Source organism: Clostridium sp. Marseille-Q7071, assembly GCF_965112025.1.
Genome location: NZ_CBCOPR010000001.1, coordinates 2,963,015 through 2,982,711 on the forward strand (window position 1 = coordinate 2,963,015; position 19,697 = coordinate 2,982,711).

General features: G+C 25.9%; 17 protein-coding genes, 1 tRNA gene and 1 pseudogene. 15 read left to right on the plus strand and 4 right to left on the minus strand.

The window, feature by feature from the left end:
* The first annotated feature begins 119 nt into the window (after window positions 1-119).
* Both ACWPW7_RS13990 and ACWPW7_RS13995 read left to right on the plus strand, forming a co-directional pair.
* Window positions 120-1,766 carry a M4 family metallopeptidase gene (locus tag ACWPW7_RS13990; protein WP_454054000.1) on the plus strand — a complete coding sequence of 549 codons (1,647 nt, stop codon included), beginning with the start codon at window positions 120-122 and terminating at the stop codon, window positions 1,764-1,766.
* 2,458 nt (window positions 1,767-4,224) lie between these two features.
* Window positions 4,225-4,761, plus strand: a complete 537-nt coding sequence (locus ACWPW7_RS13995; RefSeq protein WP_454054001.1) for an RNA polymerase sigma factor — start codon at window positions 4,225-4,227, stop codon at window positions 4,759-4,761.
* A 366-nt stretch (window positions 4,762-5,127) separates the two neighbouring features.
* On the opposite strand, the gene ACWPW7_RS14000 is transcribed toward ACWPW7_RS13995, so the two are convergent.
* Window positions 5,128-5,952, minus strand: a complete 825-nt coding sequence (locus tag ACWPW7_RS14000) for a PHP domain-containing protein (RefSeq protein WP_454054002.1) — start codon at window positions 5,950-5,952, stop codon at window positions 5,128-5,130.
* Window positions 5,953-6,196: 244 nt separating this feature from the next.
* On the opposite strand from ACWPW7_RS14000, the gene ACWPW7_RS14005 reads away from it, so the two are divergent.
* The 7 genes from ACWPW7_RS14005 to folK are packed head-to-tail and all read left to right on the plus strand — an operon-like array spanning window position 6,197 to window position 11,724.
* The gene (locus tag ACWPW7_RS14005; protein WP_454054003.1) at window positions 6,197-6,811 is read left to right on the plus strand and encodes an anthranilate synthase component II; all 615 of its coding nucleotides are present in this window, start codon (window positions 6,197-6,199) and stop codon (window positions 6,809-6,811) included.
* Entirely contained in the window at window positions 6,795-8,162 is a 1,368-nt protein-coding gene (gene pabB / locus ACWPW7_RS14010) for an aminodeoxychorismate synthase component I (RefSeq protein ID WP_454054004.1), read from the plus strand. Before ACWPW7_RS14005 ends, pabB begins: the two co-directional genes overlap by 17 nt.
* Window positions 8,163-8,173: 11 nt before the next feature.
* Complete coding sequence (locus tag ACWPW7_RS14015) at window positions 8,174-8,941, plus strand: aminotransferase class IV (protein ID WP_454054005.1); 768 nt, start codon at window positions 8,174-8,176, stop codon at window positions 8,939-8,941.
* 28 nt (window positions 8,942-8,969) lie between these two features.
* Window positions 8,970-9,527: a GTP cyclohydrolase I FolE gene (folE, locus tag ACWPW7_RS14020; RefSeq protein WP_454054006.1), complete on the plus strand. Its 558-nt coding sequence runs from the start codon at window positions 8,970-8,972 to the stop codon at window positions 9,525-9,527.
* Window positions 9,528-9,540: 13 nt separating this feature from the next.
* Entirely contained in the window at window positions 9,541-10,038 is a 498-nt protein-coding gene (locus tag ACWPW7_RS14025) for an HD domain-containing protein (protein WP_454054007.1), read from the plus strand.
* 26 nt (window positions 10,039-10,064) lie between these two features.
* Window positions 10,065-10,874 carry a dihydropteroate synthase gene (gene folP / locus ACWPW7_RS14030; RefSeq protein WP_454055511.1) on the plus strand — a complete coding sequence of 270 codons (810 nt, stop codon included), beginning with the start codon at window positions 10,065-10,067 and terminating at the stop codon, window positions 10,872-10,874.
* A gap of 19 nt (window positions 10,875-10,893) precedes the next feature.
* Window positions 10,894-11,724 (plus strand): 2-amino-4-hydroxy-6-hydroxymethyldihydropteridine diphosphokinase, encoded by an 831-nt coding sequence (gene folK / locus ACWPW7_RS14035; RefSeq protein WP_454054008.1) that lies wholly within the window; start codon window positions 10,894-10,896, stop codon window positions 11,722-11,724.
* A gap of 101 nt (window positions 11,725-11,825) precedes the next feature.
* Here folK and ACWPW7_RS14040 read toward each other — a convergent pair whose 3' ends face one another.
* Together ACWPW7_RS14040 and ACWPW7_RS14045 are read right to left on the minus strand one after the other, a co-directional pair.
* The gene (locus ACWPW7_RS14040; RefSeq protein WP_454054009.1) at window positions 11,826-12,296 is read right to left on the minus strand and encodes a DUF4883 family protein; all 471 of its coding nucleotides are present in this window, start codon (window positions 12,294-12,296) and stop codon (window positions 11,826-11,828) included.
* 62 nt (window positions 12,297-12,358) lie between these two features.
* Window positions 12,359-13,474 (minus strand): AI-2E family transporter, encoded by a 1,116-nt coding sequence (locus ACWPW7_RS14045; protein ID WP_454054010.1) that lies wholly within the window; start codon window positions 13,472-13,474, stop codon window positions 12,359-12,361.
* Window positions 13,475-13,660: 186 nt separating this feature from the next.
* Here ACWPW7_RS14045 and ACWPW7_RS14050 point away from each other — a divergent pair, with 186 nt between their 5' ends.
* The 4 genes and pseudogenes from ACWPW7_RS14050 to ACWPW7_RS14065 all read left to right on the plus strand — a co-directional run bounded on the left by ACWPW7_RS14050 (window position 13,661) and on the right by ACWPW7_RS14065 (window position 16,898).
* Window positions 13,661-13,876 (plus strand): DUF3006 domain-containing protein, encoded by a 216-nt coding sequence (locus tag ACWPW7_RS14050; RefSeq protein ID WP_454054011.1) that lies wholly within the window; start codon window positions 13,661-13,663, stop codon window positions 13,874-13,876.
* Between the two features lie 386 nt (window positions 13,877-14,262).
* Window positions 14,263-14,481, plus strand: a complete 219-nt coding sequence (locus ACWPW7_RS14055) for a hypothetical protein (protein WP_454054012.1) — start codon at window positions 14,263-14,265, stop codon at window positions 14,479-14,481.
* A gap of 305 nt (window positions 14,482-14,786) precedes the next feature.
* Window positions 14,787-15,383, plus strand: a complete 597-nt coding sequence (locus tag ACWPW7_RS14060) for a GNAT family N-acetyltransferase (protein WP_454054013.1) — start codon at window positions 14,787-14,789, stop codon at window positions 15,381-15,383.
* 398 nt (window positions 15,384-15,781) lie between these two features.
* Window positions 15,782-16,898, plus strand: a pseudogene (locus ACWPW7_RS14065) (SDR family oxidoreductase).
* 113 nt (window positions 16,899-17,011) lie between these two features.
* On the opposite strand, the gene ACWPW7_RS14070 reads toward ACWPW7_RS14065, so the two are convergent.
* Window positions 17,012-17,098 (minus strand) — tRNA-Leu (locus tag ACWPW7_RS14070).
* A gap of 281 nt (window positions 17,099-17,379) precedes the next feature.
* Between ACWPW7_RS14070 and glsA the strand changes: the two genes are divergently transcribed.
* The gene (glsA, locus tag ACWPW7_RS14075) at window positions 17,380-18,294 is read left to right on the plus strand and encodes a glutaminase A (protein WP_454054014.1); all 915 of its coding nucleotides are present in this window, start codon (window positions 17,380-17,382) and stop codon (window positions 18,292-18,294) included.
* Window positions 18,295-18,536: 242 nt separating this feature from the next.
* A complete protein-coding gene (gene aroC, locus ACWPW7_RS14080; protein ID WP_454054015.1) occupies window positions 18,537-19,661 on the plus strand; it encodes a chorismate synthase in 1,125 nt (374 codons plus the stop codon).
* Window positions 19,662-19,697: the final 36 nt, after the last annotated feature.

Genomic DNA, 19,697 nt, shown 5'->3' on the forward strand with positions numbered 1-19,697 from the left:
TAATCTAAGTAACGCAGAGGAAAATAATGGGGATAGCTATTTTTTTTTGTATCCCCTTTACAACAGGGTTAGATGAAATTTTCGAAAAGTTTTATCTATTAAATGAGAGGGGAAATATTATGTTAAAAAAGAAAACACTATCAATCATTATATTAAGTTCAATGCTATTAAATACTGCTTCTTCAGCTGTTCTAGCTAAACCTATTGAAAATCAAAATGACAAGGTTACTACAATTGAAAATGCCACTGAAGATAAATTTATATTTATAAATAAAGAATTTAAAGAAGTAGTAGCTAATGAGATAGAAGCCCAAACTTTTCTTATGAACAATAAAGGGCTTTTAGGAAAAACTACAGGAACCTTTGAAGTTGTAAATACTGAAAAAGATGAAATTGGATATACACATTTTAGAAGCGTAATGACTGGAGATGGAATACCTGTATATGGTTCTGATATAATTGTTCACGTAGATAAAAATAATAAGGTATATGCAGTTAATGGTACTATAAATGAAAATGTTATGAATATAGAATGGTCAGATTTTGTAAAAATATCTCAAGAAGATGCTCTTAAAATAGCTAAAGATCTTTTAAACATTAAAGATCTACCAAAGGATGCAAATATTAATCCTGAACTTTATATTTATGAACATGAAGGAGAATTCCATGTTGTGTATCTTGTTGAATTGTTTACTCTAGAAAATGGACCAACCAGTTGGCAAGTTTTCGTTAATGCAGAAAATGGACAAATTGTAAATAAGTTAAGCTTTATTCAAAATGTAGCTCCAGCACAAGGAACTGGTGTTGACTTAAAAGGCAAAAATATATCAATAAACACTTACGAAGAAAATGGAGAATACTACCTAAAAGATACTACAAGACTTTCAAATGGTTCAATAATAACTTTTGACTTAAATAATATAAGTGAAAAATCTTATGATGACTTTTCCGAAAAGGGTATTTTTAAGGGAACTGTATTTTCAAGTTCTAATAATGTATTTAACACTGAAAGAATGAAAGCTGCAGTAAGTGCTCATAATAATGTTGCAAAGATTTGTGATTACTATAAAGCTGAATTTAACCGTGATGGTATTGACGGTCGTGGTTCTGATGTAAAAATAGGTGTTCATCTAGACAATAAATATGACAATGCTTTTTGGGATTCAAACTTAAAAGCGATGGTTTTTGGTGATGGAGGTGAAGAGTTCACTTCTCTTGCAGAAGCTCTTGATGTTACAGCTCATGAAGTTACCCATGGTGTAATAAATTCCACTTCAAATCTTTTATATATAACTCAATCTGGTGCATTAAATGAAGCTCTTGCAGATATAATGGCAGTTGCATGTGAAAATGAACCTGGTGATTGGAAAATCGGAGAAGACGTGTATATTACTGATAACACATGGAATAAAAATCCACTAAGAGATTCTTTAAGAGATATGCAGGATCCAAAAAGTTGTGGACAAGCTGAGCATCTTAGTGAATACCCAGGTGATAAGCGTGCTATTTCAAAGTATCCAGAGGATAATGGTGGAGTTCACATATATTCAGGAATAATTTTAAAGGCTGCTTATAATATAGGTTCTCAAATAGGTATGAGAGAAATGGGTAGGCTTTTCTATAGAGCTAACCACTATTTTACAAGGATAACTAACTTTAAACAAGCTAGAATAGGTACTCTTCAAGCAGCTTTAGACCTTTATGGAAAAGATAGCCGTGAGTATAAAATAGTTGGGCAAGCATTTGATGCAGTTGGTATAAAATAATAAGTAAAAGTTTTAAGGTAACTAAATAACTATGAATCAAAGAATACTTTGCTAGAATTTTATAAATTATTTAAAACTGTAAAAGCTTTTAACACACTATAAATAAGAAAGAAGATAAAAAGTGCTTTTATTCAACTTCATTAGAGAAAAAAAATCACATTTATTTAACTAATGATTACCATGTACTGATGAAAAAAATTCTATATTATTTTTGGATAGGATTGAGTAAATAATAATTCACCTTACTTCTTAGAAATTGCATATTTTCAGTAAGCTATAAGAAAAGACCTGCAGTAATTATACTGCAGGTCTTTTTCAGACTTTTGACGTATGTATTATATTAACATTTTTTGATTTTTAAAAACATTTTGTTAATTTTTATTAAATATATTGTGGCTATCTAAAAGCTCATTATAATAACTGTTTTTCTACATAACATAGATAATAGCATTACTTATTTAAAATGAATTTTAGTTTTAATTTAATATATATTAGAAAATTCTCTATGTAATTAATTTTTTTAAATTAAATAGAGGATTTTTAAATATAATATAGAATAATATATTCCAATAATATGTCGATTAAGTAAAAATAAGTAAAAAATATAATATAAAGAAGAATAGAATGATAGAGGAAGTAATAATAAGTAATAACTTAAAGCTATAATAATTTTAAGCTTAATTGTAATAACATTATCCTTAAAGTAAGGTGAAAATGGAATAATAAGTGAAGTTATATATTTTAACAAGTACAGAAGGGAAGAAAATAGGAAAAATTTTATAAAATAAAAGTAGACGTAGTTGGTGTAATTTACATAATCTTTAATACTAATAAATAGTGATTATTAAATTTATTATGAAAATATACTTAAAATTGAAGAGGTACTTAATCTAAATTAAAATATTAATTAGTAATATTCAATATATGGATAAAACAAAGTCTGTTTTAATTTCAAACCTGAAGAAAATTGGGTTAATGTTATAATTTTATCTGAGAGTAAATCGAACATATTTCTATTATTACAGTCGTCGATTTAAATAATAGTGAATATATTATATTAAAGTATTTTTGAAGCTATGATGGAGAAGATTATTCTTCTACCTTATAAAATTACTTTTTAATAAGAGATTTATGAAGTAAATGCTAAAAATAATTTAATAAATGTTAGATCATATACAATTATTAAATGCAATATTTCACTAAATTTTATTTACCATAGAGCTATTTTATATGAATACATTTTATGTTACCCTAAGCTATAATATGTAAATAGCATAAATATTAAATGAGTTTGATATTAGTTTATAAATAAAGTTGTTAAAGAATTTTTTTAGGTACATATAATAAAAGTAGATAAACGTAATTTTTATGTAAAAAATACTATTTTAAAATTAAAGATTCATTATTTTATCATAGAATTTTTATATATTAAATAAAGAACTTAATTTCTTGAATTATTATGATGAATAATGTATGTTCTTAAAAAATTTAAAAATGTAATAATAAATTCAAAAAGTGAACTATCTACATCAACTAATAGGGACTCTATAAAAATACTTGGAATATTGGCTACACTAATAAGGTTATCTCACATCCGATATGTCATATTATATGCTATATTAACAAGCTTTCATTAATATTTACATTGTGATATATTCTATATTTTGTGACATATTCATTTTCTGATTGTTGGATTTCCATTTCAAAGTAGCAATAACTACATTCTGAATAAAGTTTAATACTTGCATAACTTGATGATTATACTATTATATTTCTATACACTTCTATTCTGCTTTATATTCTAAAATCGTTCTAAATTTACCCCAATTTATCAAACTTATACCTTTTATTAACTTTCCTTTATCATATTTTTACTATTAAATTCCTAATAATTGTGATTTAGTTATTCTTAATTATCTCATTATTTATTTTATGAAGAAAATTTTAGCTTTTTTATGTAAATTTGCAAACATTAATTTAACTATATACCTATTATTAATATTTTTTGATAGATTAATAAGTACTTTTGAAGTTCAGTAGACTTTTAGAGACTTTCCAAATGATGAATCATATTGAAAAATCCTTCAAACACCATAGCTATGTCTATTTTACATAACTAAATATTTTCGCTATCCACTAAGATAGGCATATAATAGTCTAATTTAGGTTTATTTATTGTATAAGATTAATTAGTTCATTTTTTATATTAATTTTCTTATTTTAAATTTTGGAATCCAACTTATTTATCGCATTTATATAATAAACTTAGCTCCTATATAATCCCTTTGAAGTTAAAATATTATAACTTCTAGGGATTTTTTGTATTTTTTTAATTAAATTTTCATATAAAAAGCATTTTTTAAAATTATTATTTTCCATTTTTTATAAAGGTTTACATATTTAAGTATTACTTCGTCCTTCATTGATAAATTAAAAACTTCTTTGAGGGGGAAAAATTATGAATATGCCATTATTTCAATTAATTGAAAATTCTCAAAAAGGAGACAAAATATCACTTCTGCTGATAATTGAAAAGTTTAGTCCTTCTATAAAAAAATTCAGCAGAAAGTTAGGCTACGATGGTGCTGATACTGATCTTATAATAAGTTTTATAAAAACTATTAAAGAGTTAAAGCTTACTGACCTAAACTTAGAAAATGAAGGTACTCTAGTAAATTATTTATATAACTCCATAAAATTTAAATATGTAGACCTTATGAGAAAATATTTAAGAATGTTAAAAAGAGAAACTGAACTAAATTTAGAGATAATAGAGAACAAATATACTTATGAAATTGAAGACAACATTTATGTTGAGGATCTTTTAAGAACTTTATCTAAAATGCAAAGAATAGTTTTAGAAGAAAGATATATTAAGAACTATTCAGATATAGAAATTGCGAATAAACTTAATATTTCTAGACAAGCTGTAAATAAAACTAAAAACAAAGCATTAGAAAATTTAAGAACTTATATGAATACTATATCAATATAGGTTTTATAAACTATAAGTAATTCACTATTTCATAATATATAATTTTATATAAAGAATGATTGATATTTAAATTTGTTGTTTCTCGGAGTATATAGATAACTTTATTAATGGCAATTATAGTTTATATTTTAAAAATAAAAAATAAAAAGAAATAAACTAACCATTATTTCAAATTTTAATGAAAGAGTAAATCTAATTAAAGATGTTGAAAATCATATTGAAAACAAAGGAAGATTTAGAATAGATAAAAAAGTTATAAAATAGACTATTCATAATAGGGAAGATATTTTCCATATTATGAATAGTTCTTTTTATATTACAGAAAAATATAGTCTAAAGTATATTTTTAAAAAAATTTCACTTTGATTATTTTTTAATTTCTAAGGATTTTAAGAAAATTTCACATCTTTTATTATCAAAATAACAACTTCCTAAATCTCCGTGAGAGGAATCATTGTATATTCCATGAAAATCAGAGCCGCAGGTTAAAATTTTATTATATTTATGAGCTAAATTAATAAATTTAGCAGTATCATATTCAGTATTAAGAGAATAATAGGCTTCTATTCCATCAAAGTCATGAGAAATTAAGTCTTCAACCTTTGATTTTTTTATAAGAATAGGGTGGGCTAAAGACACAAAAGCATTATGCTCTTTCAGCAGCTGTATTCCTTCATCTAGTGAAACTTTTTTATTTTCCACGTAAGCAGGACTATCCTTAGATAAAAACTTTTTAAAAATTTCATCAAAGCTATAATTATATCCTGAATCTATGATTGCCTTTGCAATATGAGGACGGGCTATTATAGGATTACTTGATATTTGATCATAATCTATTATTATATTAAAATACTTTTTAAGATTTTCTACAATTTTTTTTCCTCTTTCTGCCCTAAAGTCTTTCATTTCTCTTAAAAAGTTTTGCAGGGATAGAGCTTTATAGCTATCATCTCTAAAATAGCCTAATATATGTATGCTTTCTTTATTATGAATTGTAGAGAGTTCAATACCCGGTAGAATAGTTATAGGAAGTTTCTTGCTATAAATTAAAGCCTCTTCTACACCATCAGTAGTATCATGATCTGTAATAGACAGTATATTTATTTTCTTTTTTATGGCATAATCAACTAATTCTTTTGGAGAATATCTACCATCAGATGCAGTAGTATGGCTATGTAAATCTATCTTCATATCATCACCTCATATATAATTCTATAATTTAAAAGATTCTTGTTGAATTTTCAAAGTTAATCTCTGATTTTTTTGATATAATATAGATATAACTGAGAAATATTAGACATATTAACATAATAATGTCTATTAAAGAAATTAGTTCGTAAAGAATTGATTTCTTTAATAATTATGAACTGTGCATTCTTTTAAGTTTATTATACCATTTATTTAAACAAATATTATTTTACTAAAGGAGTATATAATGTTTTTAATGATTGATAACTATGATTCCTTTGTTTATAATTTAGTGAGATATTTAGAAGAAATAAAGGAAGAAATTAAAGTATTTAGAAATGACAAAATAACTATTAAGGAAATTTATGATTTAAATCCAGAAGCAATAATTATTTCGCCTGGTCCTAAGTCACCAGATAAATCAGGAATAATTTTAGAAGTTATTGAAGAATTTAAAGGTAAAATTCCTATATTAGGAATTTGTCTTGGTCATCAAGCTATTGGACATGCTTTTGGAGGTAATATTGTAAAGGGAGCCTATCCTATACATGGAAAAGTAAGTTGTATAACTCATGATAATAAAGGTGTATTTAAAAGCTTAAAAAACCCTTTTAAAGTAACTAGATATCATTCTTTAGTCATTGATAGAAAAACGCTGCCTGAATGTCTTGAAATAACTTCTGAAACAGAAGATGGAGTTATAATGGGAATAAGACATTATAATTATCCTATTGAAGGAGTGCAATTTCATCCTGAGGCAGAACTTACAGAGTTTGGACATGAATTACTAATAAATTTTATTAATATTGCAAGAGAATTTAATAAAAATACATCAAGGAGTAGTTATGAGAGTAAAAATTAAAACTGTAGAGACTGATCTAAATTGCTTTGATATATTTTCATTATTTAAGGATGAAAAAGATATTATTTTCTTAGATAGTGCTAAAGATGAGAATAACTTGGGACAGTATTCAATAATAGGTTTAAATCCATATTTAAAGTTTAAAAGCAAGAATAATTTATGTACTGTAAATGATGAAAGTTTTGAAGGTGATAGTTTTACAGAATTAAATAAAATATTAAGGGAATATAAAATAGAAAACAATACAAATCTTCCATTTATATCAGGAGCTATAGGGTATTTTTCTTATGATTTAGGACGTCAAATAGAAGAACTTCCTGAAAGTGCTGTTGAAGATGTTTTTATTCCTGATGCTTATTTTAATTTTTATGATAATATTATTATCTGTGATAATTTAAATGAGAATTTATTTATTACAGCTTTAGGAATACTTAAAAGCCAAGAAGAAAGTATAAACTTTATAGAAGAGAAAATTAAATTAGGAGAAAAAAGAGAAAAATTAAATTTAAATTTAAATAATCTTAATTATGATATAGAGACTTTTAACTCTAACTTTAAAGAAGATGAGTATTTAAATACCGTATCTACTGTAAAAGAATATATAAAAAATGGAGATATTTATATAGCAAATTTAACTCAACGGTATAGTAAAGAAATAAAGGATAATCCTTTTAATATATATGAAAAATTAAGATCTATAAATCCTGCACCTTTTGCTGCCTATATGGCTTTAGAAGATTTTTATATTTTATCTTCATCGCCAGAAAGATTTTTAAAAATAGAAAACAGATTTATAGAAACGAGACCTATTAAAGGTACTAGGCCTAGAGGAAAAAATATAAGTGAAGATGAAAGATATAAAAATGAACTTTTACAAAGTGAAAAAGATAAATCTGAATTATTAATGATTGTTGATTTAGAAAGAAACGATTTAAGTAAGGTATGTAAACCAAATACAGTAAAGGTAACAGAATTATTTAAATTAGAAGAATATAGTACAGTATTTCATTTAGTTTCAACAGTTATTGGTGAAATTAAAGATGAGTATTCTACTATTGATTGTATTAAAGCTTGCTTTCCAGGGGGATCTATAACTGGGGCACCCAAAATTAGATCTATGGAAATAATTGATGAATTAGAAAAGGTTAGAAGAAATATTTATACTGGTGCTATTGGCTATATAGGATTAGAGGGAAATGTAGATCTGAATATTGTTATAAGAACTGTATTAATTAAAGATAACAAAGCATACTTTGGCGTAGGAGGAGGAATAACCTACGAATCAGTTGAACAAATGGAATATGATGAGACTTTAGATAAAGCTAGAGCTTTAATGAAGGTTCTAAAATAGGTGATGAGATTATGGAGAGTAAAGAAATAGAACAAAGTATAGTTTTAGATGATGGATATGCTTTTGGAAAAGGACTTTTTGAAACCATATTGATATTAAAAGAACCAGTTTTTTTAAAGGAGCATATAAAAAGACTTAATGATGGAATAAATCTTTTAGGAATAGATAACTTTATAAGTGAGAAAGATATCAGAGAAAAAGTAGAAGAGCTTAAGATTACAAACTGTGCTTTGAAAATTATGGTATCTGAAAAAAATATAATTTATTCAAATAGGCCTATAATTTATGGAGAAAAACATTATAAAAGAGGTTTTAATTTAAAAGTTAGTAATTATAAAAGAAATCAATTTTCTAAAACAACTTATATAAAGTCTTTAAATTATTTAGATAATATTTTAGAAAAAGAATTAGCTTTAAAAGAAGGCTTTGATGAAGCTATATTTTTAAATTTAGATAATTTTTTATGTGAGGGATCAGTTTCTAATCTATTCATTATAAAAAATAAAATGATTTATACCCCTAAAATAAGCTCAGGTCTTTTACCTGGTATAGTGAGAGAGTTTTTAATCAATACATTAAGAAGTAAAGGTTATAAAGTTGTTGAAGATTTTATCTTATTAGATGATTTAAAGAATAGTGATGGAGCTTTTTTAACTAATAGCTTAATGGGGATAATGAAAATAAATTCAGTTGATGGTAAGAATATTAAAGATAATAAAATTATAGATGAAATTAAGTTTTACTATGATAATTATATAAATAGTAAATATGGATATTAGCATAGGATAATAGAATGGAGTGTTAAAAATGGTTAATGAAGAAAAAATAAGAGAAGCAATCGCCATGATTATAGAAGCAATAGGAGAAGATCCTGAAAGAGAAGGATTAAAGGATACGCCAGATAGGATTGCTAGAATGTATAGTGAAATATTTTCTGGATTAACTGAAGATCCAAAAGAACATTTAGCAAAGACCTTCACTGTAGAAAATGATGACATTGTAATTGAAAAAGATATAGTATTTTATTCTATGTGTGAGCATCACTTTGTTCCTTTCTATGGTAAAGCTCATATTGCATATATACCTAATGGAAAAGTAGCAGGACTTAGTAAATTTGCTAGAACTGTTGAGGTCTTTGCAAAACGACCTCAACTTCAAGAAAGAATGACCTCTCAAATTGCAGATTCTATAATGAAGAATTTACAAACTAAAGGTGCTTTAGTTATTATTGAAGCTGAACACTTATGTATGACTATGAGAGGGGTTAAGAAGCCTGGCACTAAAACCGCAACTATAGTTTCAAGAGGAATTTTTAAAGATAATATATCTCTACAAAATCAAGTTATTTCTCTAATTAATAAATAATTAAGGTGGTTGAATGAAAAATTTAATTGATAATAATGTTAGAATTAATAAGATTTTAAACAATAAAGAATTTATTAAATATACTAATGAACTGAATGAATTAGAAGAAGAAAGAAGATTTTGTAGACATGGAATGGATCATTCTTTGGATGTAGCAAGAATCATGTATATTAAAGTTTTAGAAAATAATTTAGATATTAGTAAGGATATAATTTATGCAACTGCACTATTACATGATTTAGGAAGAGTACTTCAATATAAAGAAAATATAGAACATCATGAAGGTAGCGTTATTATTGCTAAAAATATATTAATTCATTGTGGATATAATGAAAGTGAAATAGATGAAATATTAATAGCAATTGAAAAGCATAGGGAAAAAAATTGTGAAACGAATTTATCTAAGCTTTTATATAGTTGTGATAAACTTTCAAGATTATGTTTTAATTGTAATGTTATTAATGAATGTTATTGGAATAATGAAAAGAAAAATGTGATTATAACCTATTAGTAGGAGAGGATATTATGAATAAAATAATGAAAATAGGAAGTCGTGAATTTGAATTAGGAAAGAAAACTTTTATTATGGGTATATTAAATGTAACGCCAGATTCTTTTTCAGATGGGGGAAAGTTTAATACTGTAGATAGTGCTGTTGAGCATGCATTAAAGATGATAGATGAAAATGTAGATATAATAGATATAGGCGGTGAGTCTACAAGACCTGGACATAAATCTGTTAATGAGGAAGAAGAATTAGATAGAATTATTCCTATTGTTGAAGCTATAAGAAAAAATGTAGATATTCCTATATCCATTGATACATATAAAGGAAAAGTTGCTGAAGAAGCAATTAAAGCAGGCGCATCCCTTATAAATGATGTATGGGGATTTAAAAAAGATCCATATATATCAAAGGTAGCTGCAAAGTATAATGTACCATGTTGTCTAATGCACAATAGGGAAGAGACAAGCTATAACAATTTAATTAAAGATATGTTAGAAGATTTAAAAGAGAGTATATCCATAGCAATAAAGAGTGGAGTAAAGGGCGAAAATATAATCTTAGACCCTGGTGTTGGCTTTGCTAAAACTTATGAAGATAATCTTGAGGTCATGAGAAATTTAAAGAAATTTAAAGAGTTAGGTTATCCATTGTTATTAGGAACCTCAAGAAAGTCATTAATAGGTAATACTTTAAATCTTCCACCACAAGAAAGAGTTGAGGGTACAATCGCTACCACTGTAATAGGTACAATGAGTGGCTGTGACTTTGTTAGAGTTCATGATGTAAAAGAGAATTACAGAGCAGCATTAATGGCTGATGCTATATATAGAAAAAAATAAACTTAAGAGGTATATAAATATGGATAAAATGTATATAAAAGATTTAGAAATATTTGCAAATCATGGATATTTTCAAGAGGAAAAAAAATTAGGACAAAAGTTTATATTATCTTTTGAATTAGATCTTGATTTAAGTAGAGCTGGGGAAGAAGATAACTTAGATAAAACTGTACATTATGGTATACTTTGTGATGAAATAGAAAAAGAGTTTACTAGAATGAGTCATGATTTAATAGAAAAGGCGGCAGAGGAAATAGTAAACTTTATATTGTTAAAATATGAAGCCATAAATAAAGTAAAGCTTAAATTAAAAAAACCATGGGCACCAGTAAGGAAACATTTAAATTATGTTGCTATTGAAATTGAAAGACAGTGGCATAAAGCATATATTGCAGTAGGTTCTAATCTAGGTGATAAAGAAAAGAATATAAAAGATGCACTTGAAATTATAAATAATTCTAAACATACTAAAATAAATAAAATTGCAAATTACTATAATACAGAGCCTGTAGGATATACAGATCAAGATGAATTTTTAAATACTGCTATAGAGGTAAAAACGTTGTTAACGCCACAAAAACTTATGAAATTTTTGCTTGATGTAGAAAAAAGTTTAAAGAGAGAGCGAATTATAAAATATGGACCTAGAACTTTAGATTTAGATGTAATATTTTATGATGATTTAATAAACAGTGATGAAGAAATTATAATTCCTCATCCTAGAATGGAAGAAAGATTATTTGTATTAAATCCGCTATGTGATATTGTACCATATAAACTTCACCCTATATTAAATAAAAGAATAATAGATATACGAGACAGTATTCTTAAAGATTCTAATAAAGAATAGGACAAGTATTTAATTTAAAATTATGGAGAATTAATGATTAAGGTTGAAATTAATTTCAACCTTAATCAATTTTTATAATCTCAAATTTTAAAATAAGTATATTAGGATAAAAAATACTTACATAATCCATATAAATTAAAAGCTAATGGAGTTTCAGCCATATCGATATAATCCATTGAATATTCTCCATCCCACGGATAAATAGATATGTATCTTTCATTATAGACATTAATAATATATCTCTCATTTTCGAAGGTTATAAATACCTTATATATAGGTATTGTATCAATATTATCGGGTTTATCAATGAAGTACTCATTTTTTATTGAGTTTATAAAACGAAGTACATCAAAAGCTTCATCTTCATTTAGATTTTTTTGTTTATATAAATTAATATCAAATACCCCGACTTCATTAGGAGTACTGTCCACATAACAATCTATTAAATTATAGGTATGATAGGAGTTAGTAGGTTTTTCATCTTTAAATATATCTTTAATATCATAACTACATGAGGTAGTAGTGATTAGTATCAATATTATTGTGATTAAAGTTAATATCTTTTTATACATAAAAATCATCCCCTTTTTTCTATATTAAATTATGAAAAAAAGGGATGATTTATTACTAAAAATTACTTTTTCACCAAATCCTTTAATTTAGGATGATTTTCTTCGTATACGTCCATAAATTTTTGCCAATATATTTTTATAACGCCAGCAATAGGTACTGCAATTAACATACCTATTGCTCCATAAATTGCTCCTCCTACAGCTAATGCAAATATGCAAAAGACAGGGTGTATTCCAACGGTTTTACCAGAAAGCTTAGGACCAAGCCAATTTCCATCTATTTGTTGCAGTATAAATAATAAAATTAATATAAAAAATGCTTTCTGTGGGTCATAAAATACATTTAATAAGGTACCAAAAACAATGCCTAAGAAAGGTCCAAAATAAGGAATCATATTGGTTACTCCAAAGAATAAACTAACTAACAGTACAAAATTAGAATCTAATAGAAGTAACCCAATAAACGCTGCTAATCCCACTATAGCAGATTCAACTGCTCTTATACCTATGTAAGAACCAATCATTTTATCAAAAGTATTTAACAATTCTATAAATTTATTTCCTCTATCTTCTTTAAGAATCATATACATAAGCTTTTTGAAATATAGAATGAAGTGTTCTTTATCATATAGATAATAAGCAGAAATTACAAAACCTAAAGTCCATTTAATCAAAGAACCTGCTAAAGAGCCAGTTATTGATAATAAGGATGTAAAAATAGTGGATAATATATTATACATATTTGCATTTATTTTATCTATTATGTTATTATTTTGAATCCAATATTTAACTGTATCATTAGTAATATAATTTTCGATGAACTCCATTGTTTTTGACATAAAGGATGGAGTAGCTTCAATTAAAGTTTTAAGATTTGATATTATTCCAGGTAATAAGAATTTTATATTTAGAATAGTAAGTAAAATTATTATTATAAAGGATAATAACAAACTAAGACCTCTAGAAAATTTAAGTCTTATCTCAAAAACTTTCATTAAAGGATTAATACAGTAAGCAATAACTGCACCAATTATGAAAGGGGATACTACATTTTTTAATGAGCTGAATAAATCAACAAAAATTTTATAATTATTTATTAATTTAATACCAATAAAGGTTAATAATACAGCTAATATTATTTCTCCGTATTTTTTAAAAGCTTTTAGTATATACTTCATACTACACTTCCTTTCTTATGGTATAATACCAAAACTTACATATATACTATATCATAAACTTACATTGCTTAAAATTATCTTTAAAGATTTATTGAGTTATTTATAAGAATTTAATAATATTACTTCCAAATTGTTGTAGTCAGATATAAAATAAAATTATAAAAGGTTAAAATGAGGTGAAAAATATTGAAATTTATTATTGATAGATTTGAAGAAGAGTTTGCAGTTTGCGAAAATGAAAAGAGAATAATGGTGAATATTTCTAGGGATAAAATACCTAAAGAAGCAAAGGAAGGTGATGTACTTATTATTGAAGAAGAAAATATTTATATAGATGTAGAGGAAACAGAAAAATTAAAGAAAGAAATAGAAGAGTTAGCCAAAGATCTTTGGGAAGAATAATATATTTTAAAAAAATATAGAAATATATTATTAAGGTATATAATAAAGTTTAAAAAAATAAAAAGGCACTTATTAAAAAATTAATCAAATTTCATATGAAAAAACAAATATAAATATAGAAAAGAACTAGTTTTAAAAATAAAAATTTTAGAGATTTAGTTCTTTTTTATTGAAAGTTAAGGTTTATAAATATGAAATCTAATTAAAGAATATATTTATAGTTTACATAATTACAATTATGAACTCTTGAATTTTAAAGTAAACTACATTCTCAAAAATTAGCTAACGACAATAAGTTATAATTAAAAACCGAAAATAAATATATAACAGTACTAGAGAGGATTTTTAAATCTTATGACGAATTTTATTTTTAGAGGTGATTCATTATGGAATTTAATTTAAAAATAAATGATGATCAAGCTTTGGAGATATTAAAAGTCGTACATGAAAAATATATGCATGCAAAAGTATATTTTAAAGAACATCCTAGGGAAGAGGATAGAATTGGTGTAACAACTCCTGAAGAGCTAAAAACAATTCATAACAATATATTAAAACAACTTCATGATAAGGACTTATTTAAAGTATTAGAAATTATTAATTAATAATGTAAATTTATTGAGAAAATAATCCATGAAAGTAACTGATAAGTATATCTTATATATTTACTTTCATAGATTATTTTTTTGTTTATTCTGTAGTAAATGTACTTATGTAATATTTTTAATTTAAATATTTAAATAACATATGTGAAGTTTTGTACATAAAACACAGCACTTGAAGCTATTATATAAATTCTCAAATAAATATATAATTATAATATACAAAATATATTTAAAACTGGGTATACAAATATACTCAATCACATGTGATTAATATGCTTGTTATATTTCTAGGGAGGTTTGAAACCATGATTGGTAAGAGCATTAGAAATGCTCAGAAAAAAGACATTAATGCAATAGCAGAACTTATTTATAGTACAGAAAATGATCAGGAATATGTTTGGGGAGGAAAGTCTAAAAAAGAGAATATAAAAATAATTAAAAAACTTATAGCTATTTCAAACACTAGATATTCATTAGATTACACAAAAGTGATAGAGCATAACGGTGAAGTTGCAGGTATAATAATAGTAATACCTCATGAAAAGCTCGATAAATTAAACATTAATACAGAAAAAATAATATTAAGATCAATAAATGGCTTTAAAAGCAAATTTACGTTTTTAATTGAAGGATTAAAATATATTTTCGTAAAAGAATGTAATAAAGGTGATCTTTATATTGCCAACATTGCTACTAGTGAAAATGTGAGGGGATTAGGCTTCGGTAAAACCCTTATGGAATACGCGGAAAGAGTAGCTAAAGCAAATCGTTATAAAAGATGCGTTCTGCTTGCAAAAGACGAAACTACATCAAAATTTTATAATAAGATTGATTATAAAAAATTAATTGATAAAAATATATTAGGTAATAGGATTATAAAAATGGCTAAGCCAATAATATAAAATAAGAAAGCTGTGAGTGGTTGTAACTCATAGCTTTTTTATTTTTATATTTATATTTATATTTATATAAATTTTATTATATTTAATTTATAATATGTTAAAATCGTACTTATATTTTTTGGTATATGGCCTGTTTTTAGCACAACTTTATATAAAATAAATGAACAGTTTAATACCTTTGTAAAAATAGCAAATATATATAGAAATACAAATATAATAATATGTCATCACTTTATAGTGAAATAGTACAATCGTTCTTGACAGCATCCTACCAACTATTTACAATTAAAGTATGATATTCGTATTATACAATGGTGAGTACAAAATGAATGATAGAGGAAACATAAAAATACATTGTTAATTAAAATTTCATCTTATATGGTAAAGGGGTAAACACTATGAATAGTATACAAGAAAAAACTGCATTAGCTAGTAAAACTGTATTACTTACAGGTGCAGGTGGAGGTATTGGATTTGAAGCTGCAAAAGCATTTGCAAAAATGGGTGCAAAAATCATCATTGTAGAAGTTAATAGAGAAAAAGGATTGGAAGCAACAGAATATATCAACAAACTTTATCCAAAGGCTGCAATATTTTATCATATCGATTTATCTAAGGAATTGCAAGTTAATCAATTATGTGAAAGTATCTTTTCAAAATATGGTTGTCCTAATATTATCTTTAATAATGCTACTATTGCTCCCTTAGGCAATATAGAAGAAATTGATATTGCAACTTGGGATAATAGCTACGCTGTTAATCTTAAAGCTCCAATAATGTTTACAACTTTTTTTACCTCACATAAAAAAAAGAAATGATGGATGTTTTGTGTTTGTATCATCATCTGGAGCTGCTCCATATATGAGTGCATACGAAACTTTTAAAACAGCGCAAGTAGAATTTTCTAATACTTTAGCTATAGAATTAGAGGGAACAAATATTTATGCTTATACTATCAGTCCAGGTCTAGTAAAAACCAGAACAGCGGAAAAAAGCATAGAAATCATTGCCTCTAAAATGGGTATAAGTACAGATGAATTTTACCGTATGAATAAAGATTACATTTTAAATGTGGAGGCTGCTGGATTGGGATTTGCTTTATCAGTATTAAATGCAGAAAAATATCATGGGCAGGAAATATCCTCAATACAAGTTTTGAATGATTTTAATTTTTATAAGAAACATCAAGATGAAAATAGTAATGCAACGTGTATAAATAAAGAATTGTTAAACAAAATTATAACTACATTTGAAGAACAATATAATGGTTGGAAAAAAATGAATATTTTTGAACGTCAATGGGTATTTAGAGATTTCAAAAAGTATATGGGTGTTTCAGCAGATATGGTTCAAGATGACTTATTAAAAATAAAGGAACAACTTAATAACTCGTTAAAAATAACAAATATATCTAGAGACCTTTTTGTAAAATTACAATCATACTGGGAACATCAGCTCCAACTGTTGCAAGGATATGAAAAAGACCCTAATAAGCTTATTGAGAAAGCAAAATAATTGCTGAATGGATTTATGACATTAAAACATTATTATCGTTATTAAATTTATAATAAGTATTAGCACCATAAAAACTACAGCTCTTTAGCTTTGCTAAAGAGCTGTAGTTTTTATGGTGCCGGTGGCCGGGTTCGAACCGGCACGGTATCGCTACCGGAGGATTTTGAGTCCTCTACGTCTGCCAATTCCATCACACCGGCATATTATTTATTTAATTGTTACTTTCTTTCATTCTAGAAAGAACTCCCAATTAACTTAGAAATAGGGCTTTTTACCAATCCCCATTTAGTACATTGTTATATTAACATATTATTTAAAGTTTTTCAAGGTTTAACTTATAATTATATAAAAATAAATATTTTTATAATAAAAGTCTTATAGTTACATGGATTAGTTCTTATTTTTATTGCAAATTGTATTTTACATATATATAATATGGTTGTAATAATTTAGATACTTATATTCATAAAGAGGTGTGATTATGAAAAGAATATTAGATACGATAATTGAAAATAACAGAGAATGGACTAGTAAAGGTACCTTAGCTTCCTATATACCAGAACTGGCAAAAGCAAATCCAAATGTTTTAGGTATTTGTGTAACAACTTTAGATGGAAAGGAATATTATTCTGGTGATTACGAAACTAAATTTACTATACAGAGTATATCAAAAGTAATTACATTAATGCTTGCAATTCTTAATAACGGGATTGAATACGTTTTCTCAAAGGTGGGAATGGAGCCTACAGAGCTTTCTTTTAATTCAATAACAAATTTAGAGACAAGCCCTCAAAGAAAACCTTTAAATCCAATGATTAATGCAGGAGCTATAGCAACAAGTTCTTTAATTTCTGGTAAAAACTCAGAAGAAAAATTTAATAACATACTTAGCTTTACTAGAAAAATCTGCGAAAACAATTCTATAGATATAAATAATGAAGTATACGAAAGTGAGAAAACTACTGGAGATAGAAATAGATCATTAGCTTATTATATGAAGAGCAATGGTATTATTGAAGGTGATGTAGACGAAATATTGGATGTTTATTTTAAAGCATGCTCTATGGAGGTTACCTGCAAGGATATAGCAAGGATAGGTGCAATGCTTGCTAATGAAGGAGTGCTAATGAATCAAGAAAGAGTAATTTCAAGAGAAGCTTGTAGAATAATAAAGACGATAATGGTTACTTGTGGCATGTATGATGAATCTGGTAATTTTGCTGTACATATAGGTATTCCTGCAAAAAGTGGTGTAGGCGGTGGAATAATGGCAGCAGTACCTAGAAGGATGGGAATTGGAGTTGTAGGTCCTTCATTAGATCCAAAAGGAAATAGTATAGGTGGAATTAGGGTATTAGAAAATTTATCAAGAGAATTAGATTTAAGTATATTTTAATACTTTTGATTAAGAGAAAATATTCTTGAAGTTTTTAACAGGTTATATAGAAACAAGAGATTGTATTTATCTCTTGTTTTTTTACAATTAATTTTAAATTTGAGATTACTATTTTTACTGCAGCCTTTATTTAAAATATATTGGACATAATAATTAATAAGATAGTTGCTTTGTTGTTAATAATAGTAAGTAATGCTATAATAAACTATCATATAAATATTGACTAAGAATGGAGAAATGAGATGTTAAGATTTTTAGATAGTGGAGAATCTCATGGTAAAGCTTTAGTTGCTATATTGGAAGGTATTCCATCAAATTTTCAGTTAGATATAGATTTTATAAATAATGAGTTAAGTAGAAGACAACAGGGGTATGGCAGAGGTGAAAGAATGAAAATTGAAAAAGACTCTGTTGAAATTTGGTGTGGATTAAGAGGAAATACAACAACAGGAAATCCTATAACCTTAGTTATATTTAATAAAGATTATGAAAACTGGAAAGAAATTATGAGCAAAGAACCAGAGGAGGAAAATAAAATAATCATTCCTAGACCTGGACATGGTGATTTAGTAGGTTTTTATAAATATAATACTGGAGATATTAGGAATTCTATTGAAAGAACTTCTGCTAGAGAAACTTCAATAAGAACTGCAGTAGGTGCTATTTGTAAAAACATATTAAAGTCTTTAGATATAGAAATAAGAAGTAAAGTACATAGTATAGGAACTTACTGTGACGATAGTATAGATTTATTTAATAATAGTGTGTATGAAGCCATTAATAATAGTGAGTTAAGAGTTTACAACAAAACTATAGAAGAGGAAATGAAAAAACAAATAGATTTATGTAAGATTGAAGGAGACACACTAGGAGGTAGCATTAAACTTGAAGTAAGCAATGTCCCTATGGGAATTGGAAGCTATGCTCATTATGATAGAAAGCTTGATGCTATTTTATCCTTTGGTATTATGTCCGTTCAAGGTATTAAGGCAGTAGAATTTGGTGATATACTAAATAAAGATAAAATTTTTGGAAGTAGCTTTAATGATGAAATTTACTTTGAAAAGAATACTATAAAAAGAACTTCTAACAATGCTGGAGGAATTGAAGCGGGAATATCAAATGGAGAGAATATTAAAATAACTGCTTTTATGAAACCAATACCTACAGTTAAAAAACCTTTAAAATCTATAAATTTAAAAGATAGAACTAATATAACAACAAGATATGAAAGATCTGATGTATGTGGAGTTATTCCTGCATCAGTGGTTCTTGAAAATGTAGTAGCTTTTGAACTTTTAAAGGAAATCTTAAACACTTATCCTAGCGATGATTTTAATAGTTTAAAGAGATACCTTAACAAATAAAAGTTATAGCTATAAAATTTACTTTTAAGATTGGCC